19 protein-coding genes are annotated in these 17,862 nt (G+C 63.6%); 10 read left to right on the top strand and 9 right to left on the bottom strand.

Going from position 1 to position 17,862, the window contains the following annotated elements:
- Window positions 1–14 precede the first annotated feature (14 nt).
- Window positions 15–773 (bottom strand): hypothetical protein, encoded by a 759-nt coding sequence (locus HYH07_RS33860; RefSeq protein ID WP_220006530.1) that lies wholly within the window; start codon window positions 771–773, stop codon window positions 15–17.
- Between the two features lie 62 nt (window positions 774–835).
- Between HYH07_RS33860 and nthA the strand changes: the two genes are divergently transcribed.
- From nthA to HYH07_RS33845, 3 genes are read left to right on the top strand one after another with little or no spacing between them, the layout of a single operon-like run.
- Window positions 836–1,462, top strand: coding sequence for a nitrile hydratase subunit alpha (gene nthA, locus HYH07_RS33855; protein WP_220006529.1), 627 nt, complete (start codon window positions 836–838; stop codon window positions 1,460–1,462).
- Window positions 1,459–2,118: a nitrile hydratase subunit beta gene (gene nthB, locus HYH07_RS33850; RefSeq protein ID WP_220006528.1), complete on the top strand. Its 660-nt coding sequence runs from the start codon at window positions 1,459–1,461 to the stop codon at window positions 2,116–2,118. The genes nthA and nthB overlap by 4 nt, the downstream gene beginning before the upstream one ends.
- Window positions 2,118–2,495 (top strand): nitrile hydratase accessory protein, encoded by a 378-nt coding sequence (locus HYH07_RS33845; RefSeq protein ID WP_220006527.1) that lies wholly within the window; start codon window positions 2,118–2,120, stop codon window positions 2,493–2,495. The genes nthB and HYH07_RS33845 overlap by 1 nt, the downstream gene beginning before the upstream one ends.
- Before the next feature lie 145 nt (window positions 2,496–2,640).
- Here the strand turns inward: HYH07_RS33845 and queC are convergent, their stop codons facing one another.
- Window positions 2,641–3,354 (bottom strand): 7-cyano-7-deazaguanine synthase QueC, encoded by a 714-nt coding sequence (gene queC, locus HYH07_RS33840; protein ID WP_220006526.1) that lies wholly within the window; start codon window positions 3,352–3,354, stop codon window positions 2,641–2,643.
- 134 nt (window positions 3,355–3,488) lie between these two features.
- Between queC and HYH07_RS33835 the strand changes: the two genes are divergently transcribed.
- Together HYH07_RS33835 and mazG are read left to right on the top strand one after the other, a co-directional pair.
- Window positions 3,489–4,016, top strand: coding sequence for a hypothetical protein (locus tag HYH07_RS33835; RefSeq protein WP_220006525.1), 528 nt, complete (start codon window positions 3,489–3,491; stop codon window positions 4,014–4,016).
- Window positions 4,017–4,122: 106 nt separating this feature from the next.
- Window positions 4,123–4,968, top strand: a complete 846-nt coding sequence (gene mazG / locus HYH07_RS33830; RefSeq protein WP_220006524.1) for a nucleoside triphosphate pyrophosphohydrolase — start codon at window positions 4,123–4,125, stop codon at window positions 4,966–4,968.
- A gap of 91 nt (window positions 4,969–5,059) precedes the next feature.
- On the opposite strand, the gene hflX is transcribed toward mazG, so the two are convergent.
- The 7 genes from hflX to HYH07_RS33795 form a co-directional block, all read right to left on the bottom strand.
- Window positions 5,060–6,442: a GTPase HflX gene (hflX, locus tag HYH07_RS33825; RefSeq protein WP_220006523.1), complete on the bottom strand. Its 1,383-nt coding sequence runs from the start codon at window positions 6,440–6,442 to the stop codon at window positions 5,060–5,062.
- A gap of 11 nt (window positions 6,443–6,453) precedes the next feature.
- Entirely contained in the window at window positions 6,454–6,702 is a 249-nt protein-coding gene (hfq, locus tag HYH07_RS33820) for an RNA chaperone Hfq (RefSeq protein WP_007591126.1), read from the bottom strand.
- A gap of 235 nt (window positions 6,703–6,937) precedes the next feature.
- Window positions 6,938–8,308, bottom strand: a complete 1,371-nt coding sequence (locus HYH07_RS33815; RefSeq protein ID WP_057754991.1) for a sigma-54 dependent transcriptional regulator — start codon at window positions 8,306–8,308, stop codon at window positions 6,938–6,940.
- Window positions 8,309–8,325: 17 nt separating this feature from the next.
- A complete protein-coding gene (locus HYH07_RS33810) occupies window positions 8,326–10,746 on the bottom strand; it encodes a PAS domain-containing sensor histidine kinase (RefSeq protein WP_220006522.1) in 2,421 nt (806 codons plus the stop codon).
- 300 nt (window positions 10,747–11,046) lie between these two features.
- A complete protein-coding gene (locus HYH07_RS33805) occupies window positions 11,047–11,217 on the bottom strand; it encodes a hypothetical protein (protein WP_220006521.1) in 171 nt (56 codons plus the stop codon).
- A gap of 15 nt (window positions 11,218–11,232) precedes the next feature.
- The gene (locus HYH07_RS33800) at window positions 11,233–12,096 is read right to left on the bottom strand and encodes an alpha/beta fold hydrolase (protein ID WP_220006520.1); all 864 of its coding nucleotides are present in this window, start codon (window positions 12,094–12,096) and stop codon (window positions 11,233–11,235) included.
- A 9-nt stretch (window positions 12,097–12,105) separates the two neighbouring features.
- The gene (locus tag HYH07_RS33795) at window positions 12,106–14,613 is read right to left on the bottom strand and encodes an alpha/beta hydrolase (protein WP_220006519.1); all 2,508 of its coding nucleotides are present in this window, start codon (window positions 14,611–14,613) and stop codon (window positions 12,106–12,108) included.
- Between the two features lie 129 nt (window positions 14,614–14,742).
- Between HYH07_RS33795 and HYH07_RS33790 the strand changes: the two genes are divergently transcribed.
- From HYH07_RS33790 to HYH07_RS33770, 5 genes are all read left to right on the top strand, one after another.
- Window positions 14,743–15,669 carry an alpha/beta fold hydrolase gene (locus tag HYH07_RS33790; RefSeq protein WP_220006518.1) on the top strand — a complete coding sequence of 309 codons (927 nt, stop codon included), beginning with the start codon at window positions 14,743–14,745 and terminating at the stop codon, window positions 15,667–15,669.
- On the top strand, window positions 15,666–16,262 hold the full coding sequence (locus HYH07_RS33785; protein ID WP_220006517.1) for a hypothetical protein: 597 nt from the start codon (window positions 15,666–15,668) through the stop codon (window positions 16,260–16,262). The genes HYH07_RS33790 and HYH07_RS33785 overlap by 4 nt, the downstream gene beginning before the upstream one ends.
- A 93-nt stretch (window positions 16,263–16,355) precedes the next feature.
- Window positions 16,356–17,003 (top strand): CoA transferase subunit A, encoded by a 648-nt coding sequence (locus HYH07_RS33780; RefSeq protein ID WP_220006516.1) that lies wholly within the window; start codon window positions 16,356–16,358, stop codon window positions 17,001–17,003.
- A 3-nt stretch (window positions 17,004–17,006) separates the two neighbouring features.
- A complete protein-coding gene (locus HYH07_RS33775; RefSeq protein WP_220006515.1) occupies window positions 17,007–17,657 on the top strand; it encodes a 3-oxoacid CoA-transferase subunit B in 651 nt (216 codons plus the stop codon).
- A gap of 12 nt (window positions 17,658–17,669) precedes the next feature.
- Window positions 17,670–17,862 (top strand): MaoC/PaaZ C-terminal domain-containing protein (locus tag HYH07_RS33770; protein ID WP_283842861.1); only part of this gene is annotated, 193 nt, incomplete at its 3' end.

Below are 17,862 nucleotides of genomic sequence, written 5' to 3'. Positions count from 1 at the left end.
TTTGCCAGCGGGCCTCACAAATGCCCGGTGCGCCGGTGCTCAGGCGCACCGTCGCGGACCGGAAAGCGGATGGTGGTCCCGATCGTGATCCAGTTGGCGTTCTCGCCGGTGATGTTGCGGCCGTAGATCACGTCGACGGAGAATATCTCGTTGGGCCGGTAGCGCACGCCGGTCTGAAAGCGCGGCTGCACCACGCTCGCGGTATCGGCGGCACCGGCCTGGCCAAAGGCCTCGATCGTCCACTGCAGCGTGTCGGTGAACTTCCAGTCGAAGCCGATGCCGTAGGTCAGATAGTGGCGATCGACCGTGCCATCCCAGAGCCAGCCGCCGGTGACGTTGACGCGCATCGTCTCCGACAGACGATAAGTCGCGGGAATGACGGCAAAGGCGGACAGCGCCTCACCGGTCGCCGCATCGAACGATCCACCGCCATAGGCCGACAGTCCCCACCGCCCGATCCCAGTCGGGATGAAGTTCGTCTTGGCTTTCGGCGCAACCGTCGTGCTCCAGTCGCCAGCGCTGCGGGCCCGGACGGTCTGCATGCTCAGCTCAATCGGCCTGAAGGGATCGACGACGCAGGAGGGATTGGCGACCGCCAGGAAATCGGTGTTGGCGGCGGCCGACATCCAGCTTTCCACCTTGCAGGAGCCGACCTCGGAGATGTCGGCGGCATCCACCGCATAGGCGCCATTCGCCGCGCGCGCATCCTGCGCGCCGAATGCGACAAGAGCCGCAATTGCGGCGGTTTCTCCAGTTCGCGCAACCCAGCCCATGGCGCGATGTTAGCAGAGTCTTCGCCTCGACAAGGTCCGGATTCTGGGACTATCTTCGCGCCATGAGCGAGCATCACCACGATCACGATCACGACCATTCGGAACTGTCCGAGACCGAGCTGCGCGTGCGCGCGCTCGAGACTGTCCTGACCGAGAAAGGCTATGTCGAGCCGGCTGCGCTCGACGCCATCATCCAGGCCTACGAGACCAAGATCGGCCCGCATAATGGCGCGCGCGTCGTCGCCAAGGCCTGGACCGATCCGGCGTTCAAACAGGCGCTGCTGGAGGATGGCAGCAAGGCGATCGGCACGCTCGGCCATGTCAGTCGCGTCGGCGATCATCTCGTCGTGGTCGAGAACACAGCCACGCGCCACAACATGGTCGTGTGCACGCTGTGCTCCTGCTACCCCTGGGAAATGCTGGGGTTGCCGCCGGTCTGGTACAAGGCTTCGCCCTACCGCTCGCGCGCCGTGAAGGATCCGCGCGGCGTGCTGGCCGATTTCGGCGTGAGTGTGCCCAAGGACATTGAGATCAGGGTATGGGATTCCACCGCCGAGACGCGCTTCCTGGTGCTGCCGATGCGCCCCGCGGGCACGGAAGGCTGGAGCGAGGAGCAGCTTGCCGAGCTCGTGACCCGCGACTCCATGATCGGCACCGGCTTCCCCAGGACGCCAGGAGCTCCGTCGTGAACGGCGTGCACGACATGGGCGGCATGGATGGCTTTGGAAAGGTCGAGCCCGAGCCGAACGAGCCTGTCTTCCATGAAGAATGGGAGTCCCGGGTGCTGGCGATGGTGCGCGCGATGGGCGCGGCCGGCGCCTTCAACATCGACACCTCGCGCTTCTATCGCGAGACGATCCCGCCGCATATCTACCTCTCCAGCTCCTACTACAAGAAGTGGTTCCTCGGCCTTGAGGAGATGCTGATCGAGAAGGGCTACCTCACCCGCGAGGAGGTCGCCGCCGGCCATGCGATGCAGCCCGCCAAGGCGCTCAAGCACGGCAAGTTCGATCTGGGTCAGGTCGAGCGCATCATGGTACGTGGCCAATTTGCGCGCCCAGCGCCTGCGCCCGCCAAATTCAACATCGGCGACCGCGTGCGTGCCAAGAACATTCATCCGACCACGCATACGCGGCTGCCGCGCTATGTCCGCGGCCATGTCGGCGTGGTCGAGCTCAACCACGGCTGCCAGGTGTTCCCTGACACGGCGGCGATGGAGCGCGGCGAGAACCCGCAATGGCTCTATACCGTCGTGTTCGACGGGCGCGATCTCTGGGGGGAGGACGGCGATCCGACCCTGAAGGTCTCGATCGACGCCTTCGAGCCCTATCTGGACCCGGCCTGATGAGCAGTGAAGCTGCTGCCGCCGCGACCGCGGCGATTCCAAGCATTCCGCGCGATGACGACGGCCCGGTGTTCCGCGCGCCCTGGGAAGCGCAGGCCTTTGCCATGGCCTTGAGCCTGCATGATCGCGGCGTGTTCACCTGGCCGGAATGGGCGGCAGCCCTGGCCTCCGAGATCAAGCGCGCGCAGGAAGCGGGCGACCCTGATACGGGCGAGACCTACTATCTGCACTGGCTCGCCACGCTGGAGGGCCTCGTCGCGAGCAAGGGCGTCGCGTCGATGGACACACTGCACCGCTATCGCGACGCCTGGGATCACGCCGCGGATCGCACGCCGCATGGTAGGCCGATCGAGCTGAGGCCCGAGGATTTTGGTTAGTTGCGATTGGCACGCTCGCGCCGAGCCCTCCGCTGTCATTCCCCGCGAAGGCGGGGAATCCAGAACGCCGCTATCGCTCGGCTCAAGCACCGCCTCTGGAATACTGGATCGCCCGCCTGCGCGGGCGATGACACCATTTCCTCGGCTAGCGCCCCGCGACAAACTCCCGCCACCCCTTTGCCCGCAGCGAACAAGCCGGGCACTCGCCGCAGCCGTACCCCCAATCGTGCTGGGCGCCGCGTTCGCCGAGATAGCAGGTGTGCGACTGCTCGCGGATCAGATCGACCAGCGCGTCGCCACCGAGGTCATGCGCGAGCTTCCACGTCGCCGCCTTGTCGATCCACATCAGCGGCGTGTGCAGCTCGAACTGCCGGGCCATGCCGAGCGACAGCGCAGATTGCATTGCCCGAATGGTCTCGTCGCGGCAGTCGGGATAACCGGAATAGTCGGTCTCGCACATGCCGCCGACGATGTGGCTGATGCCGCGACGATAGGCCAGCGCAGCGGCGAAAGTCAGGAACACGAGATTTCGGCCGGGCACAAAGGTGTTCGGCAGGCCGTCGGCGCCCATCGCGATCGCGACGTCACGCGTCAGCGCGGTCTCGGACACGGCCGCCAGCGTCGGGATCGACAGCGTATGGCTCTCGCCTAGCTTTGCGGCCCAATCGGCGCGCAGGCCCCTGATGCCGTCGAACAGTCGTTCACGGCAGTCGAGCTCGACGGCGTGGCGCTGACCGTATTCGAACCCCAGCGTCTCCACGCGCGCGAAGCCGCTCAGCGCCCAGGCAAGGCAGGTGGTGGAATCCTGGCCGCCGGAGAACAGCACAAGGGCGGTTTGGGATGAAAATGCGTCGCTCATGGGCCTCAGGTAGTCGACTTCGCCCGCGTCATCAATGCAAGATCACTCGACGGCGTTCGCGCCGAACGGCTCCATCCAGTTGCCGTCACATGCTCGCTCTGGTAGCGTGGAAGGGTTGCCACACGATGAAATGGATGGACGTCGACATGGGCTATTTTGAAGCGGTGACCAGCGGCAGCTTCAAGACCACGGAGGACGGTCGCCGGCTGTTTTTTCCGTGGGGGACGCTGGGCCGCGGATACGTCCTTCCTTCGGAGAACGATTATCGGCGCCACCGAACGCAGGTGAAAGCCTACATGGTGGCTACGTTCGCGTTCATCCTCGTGCCCAGCTTGTTTCGAGCCTGGGCTCTTGGCGTAAGCTTGGTGATTGCCTTAATCGGATTCTACGGGTTCTGGATGTGGTTTTTGTTGCGGCGGCTGGATGTAGCCGACGAACGACTGTCCTTTCAAGAAAGCATGATCTCCCAGGCCGGTGCTCATCGTGAGGGCGTGCTCTGGCTGCTGACCGTCAGTTCCCTGGTGCTCGCTCTGGGTGGGCTATTAGTGCTTGCCAAACCAGACGAGAGGCTGCTCGGGTTCGCTGCCATCGCCTTTTTCGGCCTTTGCGCGGCGGTGTTCATTCGCATGCTCATTCTTCGATATCGGTCGGACCATGCCTAGTTGCAGCGGGGCGGTGGAAATCGGACTCAACCCGGTCTGTTCCGCTGTGATCGAGCGGATGGTTTTGGCATAAAGCCCAGATCATCCCCCGTTCCGGTGCCCCGCAATGACCCCTTCCCGCGACATTTCCCGCCTGATCGAGATCATGGCGGCGCTGCGTACGCCGGTCACCGGCTGCCCCTGGGACCTCGAGCAGGATTTTTCGACCATCGCGCCCTACACGATCGAGGAAGCCTATGAGGTGGTCGACGCCATCGAGCGCAACGATCTCGACGATCTCCGCGAGGAGCTCGGCGACCTCCTGTTGCAGGTGGTGTTCCACGCCCAGATGGCCTCAGAGCAGAACGCGTTTTCCTTTGGAGACGTCGTCGAAGCCATCACGCGAAAAATGATCCGGCGCCATCCCCATGTCTTCGCCGACAAGGACGGCAATCTCGCCCCGCATCACGTCAAGGAGGTCTGGGACCGCATCAAGGCCGAGGAGAAAGCCGAGCGCGCCGCCCGCCGGCCGCCGGAAGCTGCGCCGAAACACAAATCGCTGCTCTCGGCCGTGAAAGCCGGCCAGCCCGCGCTGACGCGCGCGATGGAGCTGCAGCGCAAGGCCTCCACCGTCGGCTTCGACTGGAACGATCCGCGCGCGGTGCTGCAAAAGATTCGCGAGGAAGCGGACGAGATCGAGGCCGCGCTCGACCGCGACGACAAGCAGGAGATTGCAGAGGAGACCGGCGACCTCATGTTCGCCCTCGTCAACCTCGCCCGCCACGTCGACGCCGATCCGGAAGCCGCGCTGCGCGCGACCAACGCGAAATTCGAAAAGCGCTTTGCCTATATCGAGCGGGCGCTGGAAGCGCAGGGGCGCACGCTGGAGCAGGCCTCGCTCGAGGAGATGGATGCGCTGTGGAATGCGGCGAAGGATGACGACAAGCCAGTATCACAAGCGCGAATCCCGTAGCCCGGATGGAGCGAAGCGCAATCCGGGTCGTTTTTGCGTTGTGGAATCCCGGATTTCGCTACGCTCCATCCGGGCTACGAAGCGAGGCTCGTTACGCGGAAAGACGTGGCACCGCATCGAACCTGTTCACCACGATGTCCCGCTTCGTCTCGTCCACCCGCACGGTCATGTCGAAGCGGCCGTCGTGCAGCTCCTTGGCCAGCACCTCGGAATTGCGGTGCAGCCAGCTGATCCCGGCGCCGTCGGCGGCGTCGATGGAGAGATCGAGCGTGGTGCGCTTGGCGGCGAGCCGTTCTTCGATCGCGGCGAGCAGCGCGTCGATCCCCTCGCCTGACACGGCCGAGACCAGCATCGCGGGATGATCTTCCGGCCGGCGCGCGGCGATATTCAGAAGCTCTTCCCGCTGCTCTGCGTCGTAGCGGTCGATCTTGTTCCAGACCTCGATGATGCGGCCTGAGTCATCAGGATTGATGCCGAGCTGGCGCAGCACGGCGTCGACGTCGCTCTGCTGGGCCTCGGCGTCTTCATGCGAGATGTCGCGCACGTGCAGGATGACATCGGCCTCCAGCACCTCCTCCAGCGTGGCGCGGAAGGCCGCGACGAGCTGCGTCGGCAAATTGGAGATGAAGCCGACCGTGTCCGACAGCATGGCCTTGCCGCCATGCGGCAGGTTGAGCGCACGCAGGGTCGGATCGAGCGTGGCGAACAGCATGTCGGCAGCCTGCACGTCGGCACGCGTCAGGCGGTTGAACAGCGTCGACTTGCCGGCATTGGTGTAGCCGACCAGCGCAACGACCCGATACGGCACGCGCTGGCGGCCGGCGCGATGCAAGCGGCGCGTCGCCTGCACCTTCTTCAGCTCGCTTTCGAGCTTGGTGATGCGCTCCTGGATCAGGCGGCGGTCGGCCTCGATCTGGGTCTCGCCGGGGCCGCCCATGAAACCGAAGCCGCCACGCTGGCGTTCGAGATGGGTCCAGGATCGCACCAGGCGCGAGCGCTGATAATTGAGATGGGCGAGCTCGACCTGGAGCGCGCCCTCCTTGGTCTTGGCGCGGCGGCCGAAGATCTCGAGAATGAGTCCGGTGCGGTCGAGCACCTTCGCGTGCAATTCCTTCTCGAGATTGCGCTGCTGGATCGGTGCCAGCGCGCAATCCATCACCACGAGCTCGACGTCGAGGCTCTTGGCAAGCGCGGCGATCTCCTCGACCTTGCCCTTGCCGATATAGGTCGCAGGCCGGATCTGGCTGATCGGCGCGATGATCGCATCGGCAATGACGAGGTCGATCGCGCGCGCGAGGCCTGTGGCTTCATCGAGCCGGGCCTCCGCGTCGCGCTGAACATGATTCTCCGATTGCGCGTCGGCACTTCCCGCGCGCGCTCGCAAATAGGGGCCGACGACAAGCACCCGCCCCGTTTGCTTAGCCCCGGCCGACCGCGGACGGTCGGCCTCCCCGTCAAAATTCCGGGGTTCCAATCAGATCACTCTCAAGCCGGCTGATCCTCGCCGCCTTCGAACAGCTGGATCGGAGCGCCTGGCATGATGGTCGAGATCGCGTGCTTGTAGACCAGCTGCGAATGACCGTCGCGCCGAAGCAGCAAACAGAAATTATCGAACCAGGTCACGATGCCCTGGAGCTTCACTCCGTTGACCAGAAAGATCGTCAGTGGCGTTTTGGTTTTGCGAACGTGATTGAGGAAGGTGTCCTGTAGGTTTTGTGCGCGGTCTGCCGCCATTGTTTTTTTCTCGCTTTGAGTTTCTTTTTATTGCACCGGAAGCGACCCTGTTTTCAAAATTGGGCCTTCCTCCGGTTGCCGCTCCTCGTGAGATCCCCCTCGGAGGAACGGCTGGTGGATTAGAGGACAGGTGGACATTTTAGGCAAGCCGCTTCGCGCGGCACGACGCGGCCTATTTCTCCGAAAAACTACGGAAATAGATGATTTTTCCCAGATATCGGCCGTGGCGTCGAGCTTAGCCGACCCCGAGCGCCTTCAACTTCCGGTGTAGCGCCGACCGTTCCATGCCAACAAACTCGGCCGTGCGAGAAATATTTCCTGAGAAACGGCTGATCTGGGCAATCAAATAGTCGCGCTCGAACACTTCACGCGCCTCGCGCAGCGGCAGGCCCATGATGTGCTCGCCATTGTTGCTGGTCGGCATCGCCGGTACCATCGAGCCAACGTCCTGGGGCAGCATGTCGGCGGTGATGATCACCTCCGGCCCGCCCGCGGCCAGAATCATGACTCGCTCAACGTTGTTGCGGAGCTGACGCACATTGCCCGGCCAGACATGTGATTGCAGCACCGCCATCGCGTCCTGGCCGATCTGCCGCTTCGGCAGGCCGCTGCCGGCCGAGATCTGCTCCATGAAATAGTCGATCAATTCAGGAATGTCCTCGCGCCGCTCCGACAGCGCGGGCACGCGAATCGGCACCACCGAGAGCCGGTGATAGAGGTCCTCGCGGAAATGGCCGGCCGCGATCTCCTCTTCGAGGTTGCGCGCGGTCGAGGAGATGATGCGGACGTCGACCTGCACCTTGGCGGTGCCGCCGACGCGCTGGAACGACTGCTCGACCAGCACGCGCAGAATCTTGTTCTGGGTCTCGCGCGGCATGTCCGCGATCTCGTCGATGAACAGCGTGCCGCCATGGGCCTCTTCCAGCGCACCGGGCTTGCGCGGATGCTCGCCGTTGGACTGCTCGACGCCGAACAGCTCGTGCTCCATGCGCTCCGGCGTGATCGCCGCGGCGTTGATGACCACGAAGGGGCCGTCGGCGCGGCCCGAGGCCATATGCAGCGTGCGCGCGGTCAATTCCTTGCCGGCGCCGGCGGGGCCGACGATCAGGATGCGGCTGTTGGCCTTGGCGGCGCGCTCGATGGTCTGGCGCAGCTGGTTCATGCTCGGCGAGCGGCCGACCAGCGAGCTTGCGCTCGGCGCGAGCTGCTTCAGCTCCTTGACCTCGCGCTTGAGGCGCGAGTTTTCCAGCGCCCTGGTGGCGACCAGAATGAGACGGTCGGCCTTGAAAGGCTTCTCGATGAAATCATAGGCGCCGCGCTTGATTGCGGCGACGGCGGTCTCGATGTTGCCGTGACCGGAGATCATCACCACTGGCAGATCGGCATTGTCCTTCTTGACCTGCTCCAGGAGCTGCAGGCCGTCGAGCTTGGAGCCCTGCAGCCAGATGTCGAGGAACACCAGATGCGGCCGCCGGTTGGCGATCTCGGCCAGTGCCGAGTCGCTGTCGCGCGCGGTCCGCGTGACAAAACCCTCGTCTTCGAGGATGCCCGCAACGAGATCCCGAATATCGGCCTCATCATCGACAATCAGAATTTCACTTGCCATGGGTCGCGCCTGTCTTCTCAGCTGCCTGTTGAGGCTTCGATTTTCGTTGAATCATTGGTCTTTTCAGCCGGGTCTTTGGTTTCGGCCGCTGGCTCTTTTGTTGCCTGCGCCGTAGCAGAGTCCTTGGCGGAATTTGGGGCCGTTTCCCTGATTTCGGGCGTGGTTGCGCCCTTGGCGGTGTCCGTCACCGCGGCTCCGGGCTCGGCACCTTCGGCCTTCTTGGCTTGTCCGGAGATCGCAAAGCGCATGCGCATCCAGGCGCCGCGCTGGCCTTCGCGGAAGTCGGAGGCGTCCTTCAGCTCGATGCGGCCGCCATGGTCTTCCAGCACGCGGCCGACGATGGCAAGGCCAAGGCCGGTGCCCTTGGCCCGCGTCGTCACATAGGGCTCGAGCAGCCGCGAGCGCGCAACCTTGGGCAGGCCGATGCCGTTGTCGATGATGTCGATCAAGACGTCGTCGCCCTCGCGCGACACCACGACGTCGATGCGGCCTTTGCCAAGCTCTTCCGTCGGGACCTGCTCGATCGCCTCGGTGGCGTTTTTGATGATGTTGGTGACCGCCTGCGAGATCAGCCGGCGGTCGAACTGGGCGCGCAGCGGATCTTCCTTGAACTCGGCCTCGATATCGAGCTCGGGATGGGCGACCTTCATCAGGAACACGGCCTGCCGCACGGTGTCGGCGACATCCTCGCCTTCCATCACGGGTTTTGGCATCCGCGCAAAGCGCGAGAATTCGTCGACCATGCGCCTGATGTCGTCGACCTGGCGCACGATGGTGTCGGTGCATTGGTCGAAGATCTGCTTGTCCTTGGCCTCGGTGATATCCTTGCCGAACTTGCGGCGGATGCGCTCGGCCGAGAGCTGGATCGGCGTCAGCGGGTTCTTGATCTCGTGGGCGATGCGGCGGGCGACATCGCCCCAGGCCGAGGTGCGCTGCGCCGAGACCAGCTCGGTGATGTCGTCGAGCGTGATGATGTAGCTGTCGTGCGGCTGGTTCTTCTCGGCGCTGACTCGGACCGAAAGATTGCGCTCGGTGCCGTCGCGCGTGATCGTGATCTGGCCCTGCACCAGGCGCTGGGTGCCTTCCCGCGACGCCTTCATCATCTCGTCGAGCTCGGGCAGCACGTCGGAGAGCGGATGGCCGAGCGTCTCGGCCTCGGAATGCCCGATCAGCTTCTCGGCGGAGCGGTTGAGGATGCCGACGCTGCCCGAGGTGTCGACGCCGATGATGCCGGCGCTGGCCGAGGACAGCACCGCCTCGATGAAGCGGCGGCGGCTGTCGATCAGGTCGCTGGCATTGACGAGCTCGTCGCGCTGGCTGCGCAATTCCTGCGTCATCTTGTTGAAGGTCTCGCCGAGTTGCGCGAGGTCACCTTCGGACTGATGCACGGGTACCTTCACATGAAGGTCGCCGGTCGACACGGTGTGGGCCGCATTCATCAGCCGCCGGATCGGTGCCACCAGCGAGTTGGCGAAGTTGAGGCCGATCAGCACGGAAGCCATCAGGATGGTCAGCGCGATCACCGCGAACATCAGCGCGAACGCGACCTGGATGCCGAGCCGGCGCGACTCGATCTGGGCGTATTCGGCGACGCTGATCTCCGTCTGGTTGACCTGACTGACCACGTTCGGGTCGAGCGGACGGGCGACATACAGGAACGTATCGTTGAAGGCGCGCAGGCGGATCACGGCAGCCACGGAGCTTGCGTCCGGAAGGATCGCGATTTCCGGCTCGGTCTCTTTGACGTTGCTGAGGAATTCCGGCGCGGGCGGCGAATAGGTCAGCCGCATGCCGGTGTCGGCGGATTCCAGGATGTTGGTGCTCTTGTCGATGATCATCGCGCCCGGCAAGTTGCGGGACGCGGCGCTGGCCGTCAGAATTTCGCGGAACGACCGCCGATCCTGATCATAGAGCGGCCGCGCGTGAGCTATGTCGTTCGCCATTCCAAGAATGTCGCCCTGGATCAGCTGGGCATGGTCGTTCATGTAAGCCCGCGCGATCGTCAGCGAGTTCTGGATCACTTCCTTGGTGGGTCCCGAGAACAGCCGATCGAGACCGCGCTCGATGGTGACGTTGGCGACGACGGCGACCAGCACCGCCGGCAGCACGGCAACGATCGAGAACAGGCTGACGATCTGGACATGAAGGCGCGCCGCCGCCCTTCCCCGCCGCCGGGCCAGGATCAGCTGCCAGAGCTCTCGGACAATGATGCCGACCAGCAGCAAAATCGTGCCGGCATTGATCAGGTAGAACGAGCGCACCACTTCCGGCGTCGGCTCGATCTTGGCCAGACCGGTCAGGACCAGGAAAGTCAGGAGCGCCGAGAGTAGCGCCAGGGCCACCGCAAATGGTGCCAGCCAGCGGCGCGCGGACCAGCGCCGGGGCTCTTCGGCTGGGGCCGTGTCAAAGGATGCGGCCGAGGTGTCTGCGCTGGTCATTCCGGCAATGGTGCTGAAAACGTGGGTCCGCGTTGGGCGGAGACTGATGTATTCCTACCACATTGTTGCTGAGACGCGACAGTGTCAAATAGCCACGCGATCTCAGCAGTTTACCGAATTCAACTTCTTCTTTTGGCCACGATTTCCCAAAACGGGAGGTCGGGATTCGAGAGCTTCTCTCTGTGGGTGCCCTCGCCGGCAGCTGCGCTGGAACCGGCTCCGTCCGCAGTCCGCCGCGGGCCGCGGGACCGGCGGCCAGCGCAGGTCAATACCCCGGAGGACATCCCCCGCGCTGCCAGCTCAATCCTGCTTGGGCCGATCGAGGCGTTTTCGCTGAGCCCTCATGCGCCTGATCTCCTCATTCAGCTCGTCGGTCTTTGCCTCGAGCCGCTGATCCCTGGATATCCGCTGCTCGGCGCCGCGCAGCTTCTCGATCGTCTTTTCGACCGAGAGCTTGTTGATTTCTGCCATGCGTCACTCCCTTGGTTATGCGGCAAGTCCGCCGAAGCAGGCACCGAAATAGCCGGCATAAAGCGCCGGCATTTCCAGGTTCATCGAATGCCCGATGCGGGGCACGACCACGAGGCGGCAGTCCGGCATCGCTTCTGCCATCGTGCGTAAGTCGGCCGGCGGGATCCAGCCGTCCCATTCGCCCCACAGCACCAGATGGGGATGCCGCAGCTCCTGCATACGGCGCTCGAGCTCACGGCTTTCTTTCTCCCGCGTCAGATTGATCGGCGTCCCGATCCAGATGCCTTCCGAGACGTCAAAGGTCTGGTCGATGATGCGGTCGAACAAGGTCTGGATGTCGCCCAGGCCCTCGCGGAAGCGAGGCACGGCGTTCGGCGCCAGGCTGTCGGGCACGAACAGCGAGGAAGCCGCGGTCGCCATGATCCTCCGCGTCAATTCCTTGCTCGCCATCATCGCCCGAAACAGGCCGATCTGATCGGCATTGAAGACCATGCCGAGCGGCGTCACCGGATCGAGCGCGAACACGCGGCCAAAGCGCTGCGGCTGGGCCAGCAGCATGCGCGCCGCAATGATGCCGCCGGTCGAATGCGTGGCAAGATGGCAATAGCCAATGCCCAGCGTATCGAGCGCGGCGAGCATGTCGTCGGCATGCTGCTGCATGGAGTAATTGGAATAATCCGCCGTGGCCTTGGGACGGTCGCTGTCGCCGCAGCCGCGCCAGTCGATGCCGATGACGCGAAGACCGGATGGAAACAGCGGTGCGGCGAGCTCGATCCAGTCCTTGCTGGCGAGATTGCCGTGGATGAAGACGACGGTGACGTCGCCCTGCCCCCACTCCCGCCAGCCAAGCTGGACTTCACCCGCCTGCACCCGCGGCATCAGATCATCCTATTTGTTCAACCCTGCCGTCGGAGCCGCGCCAGGCGGTGTCGGCGCCACGGGGATGGCCGAGGCGACGGCGCCCTTGATCATGCGGTCGGTGCCAAGTGGCGATGACGTATCCACTCGTCCCCTGGTCACGAAGTCGACGACATCGGCCGAATACTCCACCGGATTGTCGGTGTGGATGAAGTGTCCGGTTTCCGGGTAGATCTTGAGGATCGGCCGGTTTCCGACATTGGTCATGCGCGTCATGAAGGGCGTGATGACGTCGCGTCCGAGATCGGTCAGCCCGTTGAAAGCGGGCGTCGGGATGAACGGCTCCTTGTCGCCGAACGCCAGGAAAATCGGCGCCTTGATCAGCGTGACCCGCTCGTAAAGATTCTTCGGATCATCCTGCTGGAGCTCTGATCCGATCGTGTAGATGTCGAAGATGAAGACGTTGCACCATTGCTCGAGCTCTTTCGGATTGCCCTTGGTGAGCCCGACGCGCTGTTCGGTATGGAAGCGGGCATATTCGCTGTCGCTGAAGAAGTAGCCGCTCTTCGCCGCCGACACCACGCCGGTGTCAGGATCACGCTTTTTGAAGTAGAAGAAGTCGCGAATGCCCTGCTCGTCACGGGCCTTCTCCGCGGCCAGAATGCCGGTCTGGTCCCAGATCTGCTTCCACTTGTCGAAGTCGCGGCCGAGGCCCGGCTGGAACAAAGGTGCCTTCTTGTCCTTCGCGATGGTGATGTCGCGCGGATATTCCTCGAGACCCGACGGCGCTTCGAGCGCCAGGCCCTGCACCGCGTCCGGCCAGGTCAGCGCATAGCCCACGACGAACTGGCCCCCGAGCGAGTGGCCGAGATAATAGGCCTTCTTGACGCCGAGCTGGTTGACGACCAGATCGTAGATGGTCTCGCGCATGTCCTGCATGGTGCGCGCCGGGCTCTTGTCGAGATTGCCCGGCCCTGACATGCCGTAGCCCGGCAAATCAGGCACGATCACGCGCAGGCCGCTCCGCAGCGCATATTGCATGATGTTGCCGTAGTGCCCGCCGAAGGCGCCCTTGCCATGGATGATGACGAGGACCTTCGGGTCCTTGTCGGTGCCGGCATACTCATCCATGTAGCCGATCTGCCAGGTATTGCCGGTCTTATCCTTGGCGTTGGCGTATTTCACCGGATAGGGATAGGTGACGAAGTCCTTCCAGAAGGATTTGCCCGGATCGATCTTCTCGGCGACTCCAGGAACTCGATAATTCTTGTCGACGAACAGCTGAGCACGATCGAGCGCCGCCACGTCGTCCATGAAAGCGACGAATTTCGGATCGTTCTTGCGCTGGTTGATGATCGGAAATACGCCGTAATGGGCGACCGGACTTTCCTGCGCGATCAGGTCCGCCCCCGGCACGCGATCGACCGCCTTCTGTGCCAGCTTGAAATTGAGCCAGAGGTCGTTGGTGATGTGCATCACCAGCGTGCGCGCCTGGATACGGCCTAGATACGGATTGATGTTGTGGGTCTCGCCGACCCGGTTGCGCAAGACGAGATCGACGGCGTCATAGAGCTTGGCACGATTGGTGACGTTCAGGCCCGCCTTCTCGTTCGGCGGATCCCAGTAGAAGATTTCAGGCTGGACGGCCTTCCAGTTCTGCGTCGTGCGATAGGCAAAATCGTAACCCGTCATGCCCAGGATCGACCAGCCGAACGCGACGCCCGGCACCGGATGTTTCTCCTTGGGCAGGTTGTAATAGTCGCCCTTGGTCGCCTGCCAGACCGGATCGCCCTGGATCGCGGCTGTCATCATCTGGAAGGTCCAGTTGCCGACGGGGTCGTCGCCATCGGACTGCGTTGTCCCGCCGATCGGCATCAGCGCACTGACATATTCCGGATGCATCACGCCCCAGACATAGGTCTGCGTACCGCCCATGGAGACGCCGGTCACGAGCGCAACGCGCGCGACCTTCAGCTCGTCGCGGAGCAGGCGATAGTTTGCCTGCACCATGTCGTAGTAGCTGTATTGCGGAAACTTGATGCCGAGACCCTCGGACGGCTTGCTGGCGCCCCAGGTGCCGAGCGGATCGACCATGATGACGTAATAGCGATCGGTGTCGATCGGCCGGCCTGGTCCGATGATCGGGACGCCGCCCGAGAGTGGCGCCCCTTTGACCCACTGCTCATACATGTCGGTGGAGTCGCCGGAATAGTAGGAATTGACGACGACGGCATTGGTAATTTCGCCCTGCGCATTGCGCCGCGCGTTGCCGATCGCGATGTAGCTGGTGTGCAGCTTGCCCGCACCGAGCGATTCCAGCGTGACGCCGCCCTCGCCGCCGAACTCAAATTTCGAAGGGTCGGACAGATCATACTTGCCGCCAATCTTGAAGTTGGCGATCTCGTAGGTCTTCTTCAACCCATCATGTTGCACTTGCGACGAACGCCGCGTGAAAGGTTGTGCAACTGCGAGCGACGTGCCGACGAGCAGGACGACGAGGCCGACGACGCTGCGTCTTACGTATCCATTCCCGATCATGATGGCGCACTCCTCCCTTGCATTTTGATGGGACGCTAGACAGCTAGATCGGGCGAGCTTTGATCTAACTCAATGGAATGCGGCCCGCCGGATGAAGGATCGCGCAGTCGAAAACTGCTGGCGAACGCAATGCCCTTCCTCAGTCATGGCTCGTACCGGATCCGCTATGAGCTGGACGGACCGGCAGACGCCCCCACCTATGTGCTGGTAAATGGGTTGACGCAATATGCCGAGCTGTGGGCGGCCTATCGTGATGCGCTGCTGGCCCGGCACTTTCGCGTCGCCACATTCGACCTGCTTGGCCAGGGCGTCTCGGACAAGCCGGCGCTGTTCATCAATCAGGACGATCATGTCGCCGTGCTCCACCGACTGATCAGCACGCTCGGCGACGGACCCGTGTTCCTCAGCGGTATCAGCTTCGGCGGTCTGATTGCGCTGCGCTATGCCATCGAACACGGCGAGCGTCTGTCCGGGCTGGTGCCGATGAGCTGTTTTGCCGAGCTGTCGCCGCAGCTGCTCTTGATCGGCAACGCGCTGCGTACCGGTCTCGTCCTCGGCGGCACCAGCTACCTGCAGGACCTGCTGCTGCCAATGAACCTGTCTGACCGGTGGCTGAAGCCGCTGCTGGACAAGCTCGACGGCGTCAAGCGGCAGGGTTGGCTCGTCAACGACGTCTATGCCCTGCAAAACCTGATGGAGTCCTTTCTGGACTTCCATCCGATCACCTCGCAGCTCTCGTCCATCGCCGTCCCGACCATGATCCTGAATGGCGAATTCGACTTCCTGACTCCCCGCTCCCTGCACGAGACGCTTCGCGTCGAAATTCCCGACAGTGCACTGGTGATCATTCCGGAGGCCTATCACGCCTTCACCCTCGAGAAGGGAGCGCTCACCGCAGACCTGCTCGCGCGTTTTGCGGAGGACGTGCTGGCCGGGCGCTGGCATGGCAACAAGGCCGTCTTGGTCGCGCCCGGCGAGCCCGGCGGCGAGCTCTCGCCGTTTCCGGCCGGCTACGACCATCTGCGCGCGATTCCCGTGCAGAGGACCTCGCCATGAGCGGCTTCCTCGGACCGCTCGATGCTGAGGGTCGTGTGCCGCCGCAGCAGCAGACGCGCGTGGCTGCCTTCCTGATCTCGGCCCATGGCGCGCTCGCGCGGCAGTTTGCTCTGGCGCTGCCGCTACGGATCGAGGCTGCCTGGCAGACCGAATTGAACGCGCAGTTCTATCGCGAGTCCGAGATCGTCTCGTTGCTCCAGCGCGCGACCACTTGGGTGCCGGATATCGCCCTCGGCTACATGGCCGCTTCATGGGAGACGGCCTGGCTTCCTCCACCAATCGCATTGACTGGAGATCGCAGCCTTGCGCCATCAGTCAATCTCGCCACGCTGGCACACGCCGTTCACGCCGCCATCCGCCCGGCAGCGCTGCTGCCGACCGAGGCCAGCCCGGCCGATCCCTTTGTCCTGGCGTTGCGTCGCATCGAGTTCGAGAGCGGTCGCTTGCTCCAGGCGCAAATCCTGTTCCTGAAAGGGCCTGAGCTCTTGCCCTTCCGCGATGCCGTCAGCGCGGCGCTGGAGCAGCGGCACAATGAGGTGCGCAGGCTCTGGCGCGAGATGCTGGCAAGCATCGGCATCGACCCACGCGAATGATCGGAAGCCTTGACGCAGATCAACGATGGCAATCTGCCGTCCCGGAACATCAGTCCATCACCATGTCCGCTTCCGGCGATCGGAGTTCCATAGATGAAGGCCGTTTCCATCGAAGAAGCAGTTGCGATGATCCCTGCCGGTGCAAGCCTCATGGTCGGAGGATTCATGGGCGTTGGAACGCCGGAACGCCTGCTCGACGAGCTCGTGCGGCAGAAGAAGACCGGGCTGACCCTGATTTGCAATGATGCAGCCACCCCGGGAAAGGGTGTCGGCAAGCTGTTCGATGCGGCGCTGGTCGCCCGCTTGACCGCCACCCATATCGGCCTCAATCCCAAGGCGCAGCAACAGATGCTGGCGAACCAGATCGCCGTCGATCTCGTCCCGCAGGGTACCTTCGTCGAGCGCATTCGCGCAGGCGGATGCGGTCTCGGCGGGGTTCTGACCCCCACCGGGGTCGGCACGTTGGTTGCTGAAGGCAAGCGTGAGATCGAGGTCCACGGTAAGCCATTCCTGCTGGAGACCGCGCTGCGAGCGCAGTTCGCGCTGGTGCATGCATTCCTCGCCGACTATCTCGGCAACCTCGCCTACGCGTTGACGTCGCGCAATTTCAATCCCGTCATGGCGATGGCCGCCGACACGGTCATCGTCACCGCGGAGAACATCGTGCCGGTCGGCGTCATCGCACCCGATCACGTCGTGACCCCGGCACCGCTTGTCGACTACCTCATCACCAACGGGTGACACATGGACCCGCAGATCATCATCGCCCGGCGCGTCGCCAAGGAGCTGAGAAGCGGTAATCTCGTCAATCTCGGCATCGGAATCCCGACGCTGGTCGCAAACTATGTTCCATCCGATCTCAAAGTGTTCTTCCAATCCGAGAACGGATTGATCGGCACCGGCCCAATTCCGGAGCAAGGCATGGCGCACCCGACGCTCACGGATGCCGGCGGCCGTCCGATCAGTGCGCTGCCGGGCGCGGCCACCTTCGACAGCGCGATGTCGTTCGGGCTGATCCGCGGCGGCCATGTCGACGTGACCGTGCTCGGAGGCCTCCAGGTCGATAGCTCCGGCCATCTCGCCAACTGGATGATCCCGGGCAAGATGGTGCCCGGCATGGGCGGCGCGATGGATCTCGTGACGGGTGCCAAGCGCGTCATCGTCGCCATGCAGCATGCGGCCAAGGGCAAGTCCAAGATCGTCGCCAAATGCACGCTGCCGCTGACCTCGGCGCGGCCCGTGGATCTGGTCGTGACCGACATGGCCGTGATCGGCTTTCCCGACGGCAAGGCCACTCTGCTGGAAACCGCTCCCGGCGTCACCGTCGGTGAGGTCCTGGCGGTGACCGAAGCCGAGCTCGCGATCCCTGAAACCGTGCCGGAAATGAAGATCTGACGAGGCGAGGCCATGCGAATATTCAGCGATTTCGACGACATCAAATCCGCCGTCGGGACCGAGATCGGCGTCAGCGACTGGGTCGAGGTGTCGCAGGATCGCATCAACCAGTTCGCGGCGGCGACTTGCGACGAGCAGTGGATCCATGTCGATCAGGAGCGCGCGGCTAAGGAAATGCCCGGCGGCAAGACCATCGCCCACGGCC

The organism is Bradyrhizobium sp. BR 10261, from assembly GCF_019455395.1.
GTDB classification, from domain to species: domain Bacteria; phylum Pseudomonadota; class Alphaproteobacteria; order Rhizobiales; family Xanthobacteraceae; genus Bradyrhizobium; species Bradyrhizobium manausense.
Note: the sequence above shows the minus strand (reverse complement) of the source record. Positions and strands in the feature narration are given on the sequence as shown.

Excerpts from the sequence above, each read along its gene's own strand:
- nthA (WP_220006529.1), top strand. The coding sequence starts at position 836 with ATGAGCGAGCATCACCACGATCACGATCACGACCATTCGGAACTGTCC.
- HYH07_RS33815 (WP_057754991.1), bottom strand. The coding sequence starts at position 8,308 with ATGGCAAGTGAAATTCTGATTGTCGATGATGAGGCCGATATTCGGGAT.
- mazG (WP_220006524.1), top strand. The coding sequence starts at position 4,123 with ATGACCCCTTCCCGCGACATTTCCCGCCTGATCGAGATCATGGCGGCG.
- hfq (WP_007591126.1), bottom strand. The coding sequence starts at position 6,702 with ATGGCGGCAGACCGCGCACAAAACCTACAGGACACCTTCCTCAATCAC.
- HYH07_RS33775 (WP_220006515.1), top strand. The coding sequence starts at position 17,007 with ATGGACCCGCAGATCATCATCGCCCGGCGCGTCGCCAAGGAGCTGAGA.
- HYH07_RS33845 (WP_220006527.1), top strand. The coding sequence starts at position 2,118 with ATGAGCAGTGAAGCTGCTGCCGCCGCGACCGCGGCGATTCCAAGCATT.
- HYH07_RS33860 (WP_220006530.1), bottom strand. The coding sequence starts at position 773 with ATGGGCTGGGTTGCGCGAACTGGAGAAACCGCCGCAATTGCGGCTCTT.
- HYH07_RS33810 (WP_220006522.1), bottom strand. The coding sequence starts at position 10,746 with ATGACCAGCGCAGACACCTCGGCCGCATCCTTTGACACGGCCCCAGCC.
- HYH07_RS33785 (WP_220006517.1), top strand. The coding sequence starts at position 15,666 with ATGAGCGGCTTCCTCGGACCGCTCGATGCTGAGGGTCGTGTGCCGCCG.
- HYH07_RS33780 (WP_220006516.1), top strand. The coding sequence starts at position 16,356 with ATGAAGGCCGTTTCCATCGAAGAAGCAGTTGCGATGATCCCTGCCGGT.
- queC (WP_220006526.1), bottom strand. The coding sequence starts at position 3,354 with ATGAGCGACGCATTTTCATCCCAAACCGCCCTTGTGCTGTTCTCCGGC.
- HYH07_RS33790 (WP_220006518.1), top strand. The coding sequence starts at position 14,743 with ATGCCCTTCCTCAGTCATGGCTCGTACCGGATCCGCTATGAGCTGGAC.
- HYH07_RS33795 (WP_220006519.1), bottom strand. The coding sequence starts at position 14,613 with ATGATCGGGAATGGATACGTAAGACGCAGCGTCGTCGGCCTCGTCGTC.
- HYH07_RS33835 (WP_220006525.1), top strand. The coding sequence starts at position 3,489 with ATGGACGTCGACATGGGCTATTTTGAAGCGGTGACCAGCGGCAGCTTC.
- HYH07_RS33800 (WP_220006520.1), bottom strand. The coding sequence starts at position 12,096 with ATGCCGCGGGTGCAGGCGGGTGAAGTCCAGCTTGGCTGGCGGGAGTGG.
- HYH07_RS33805 (WP_220006521.1), bottom strand. The coding sequence starts at position 11,217 with ATGGCAGAAATCAACAAGCTCTCGGTCGAAAAGACGATCGAGAAGCTG.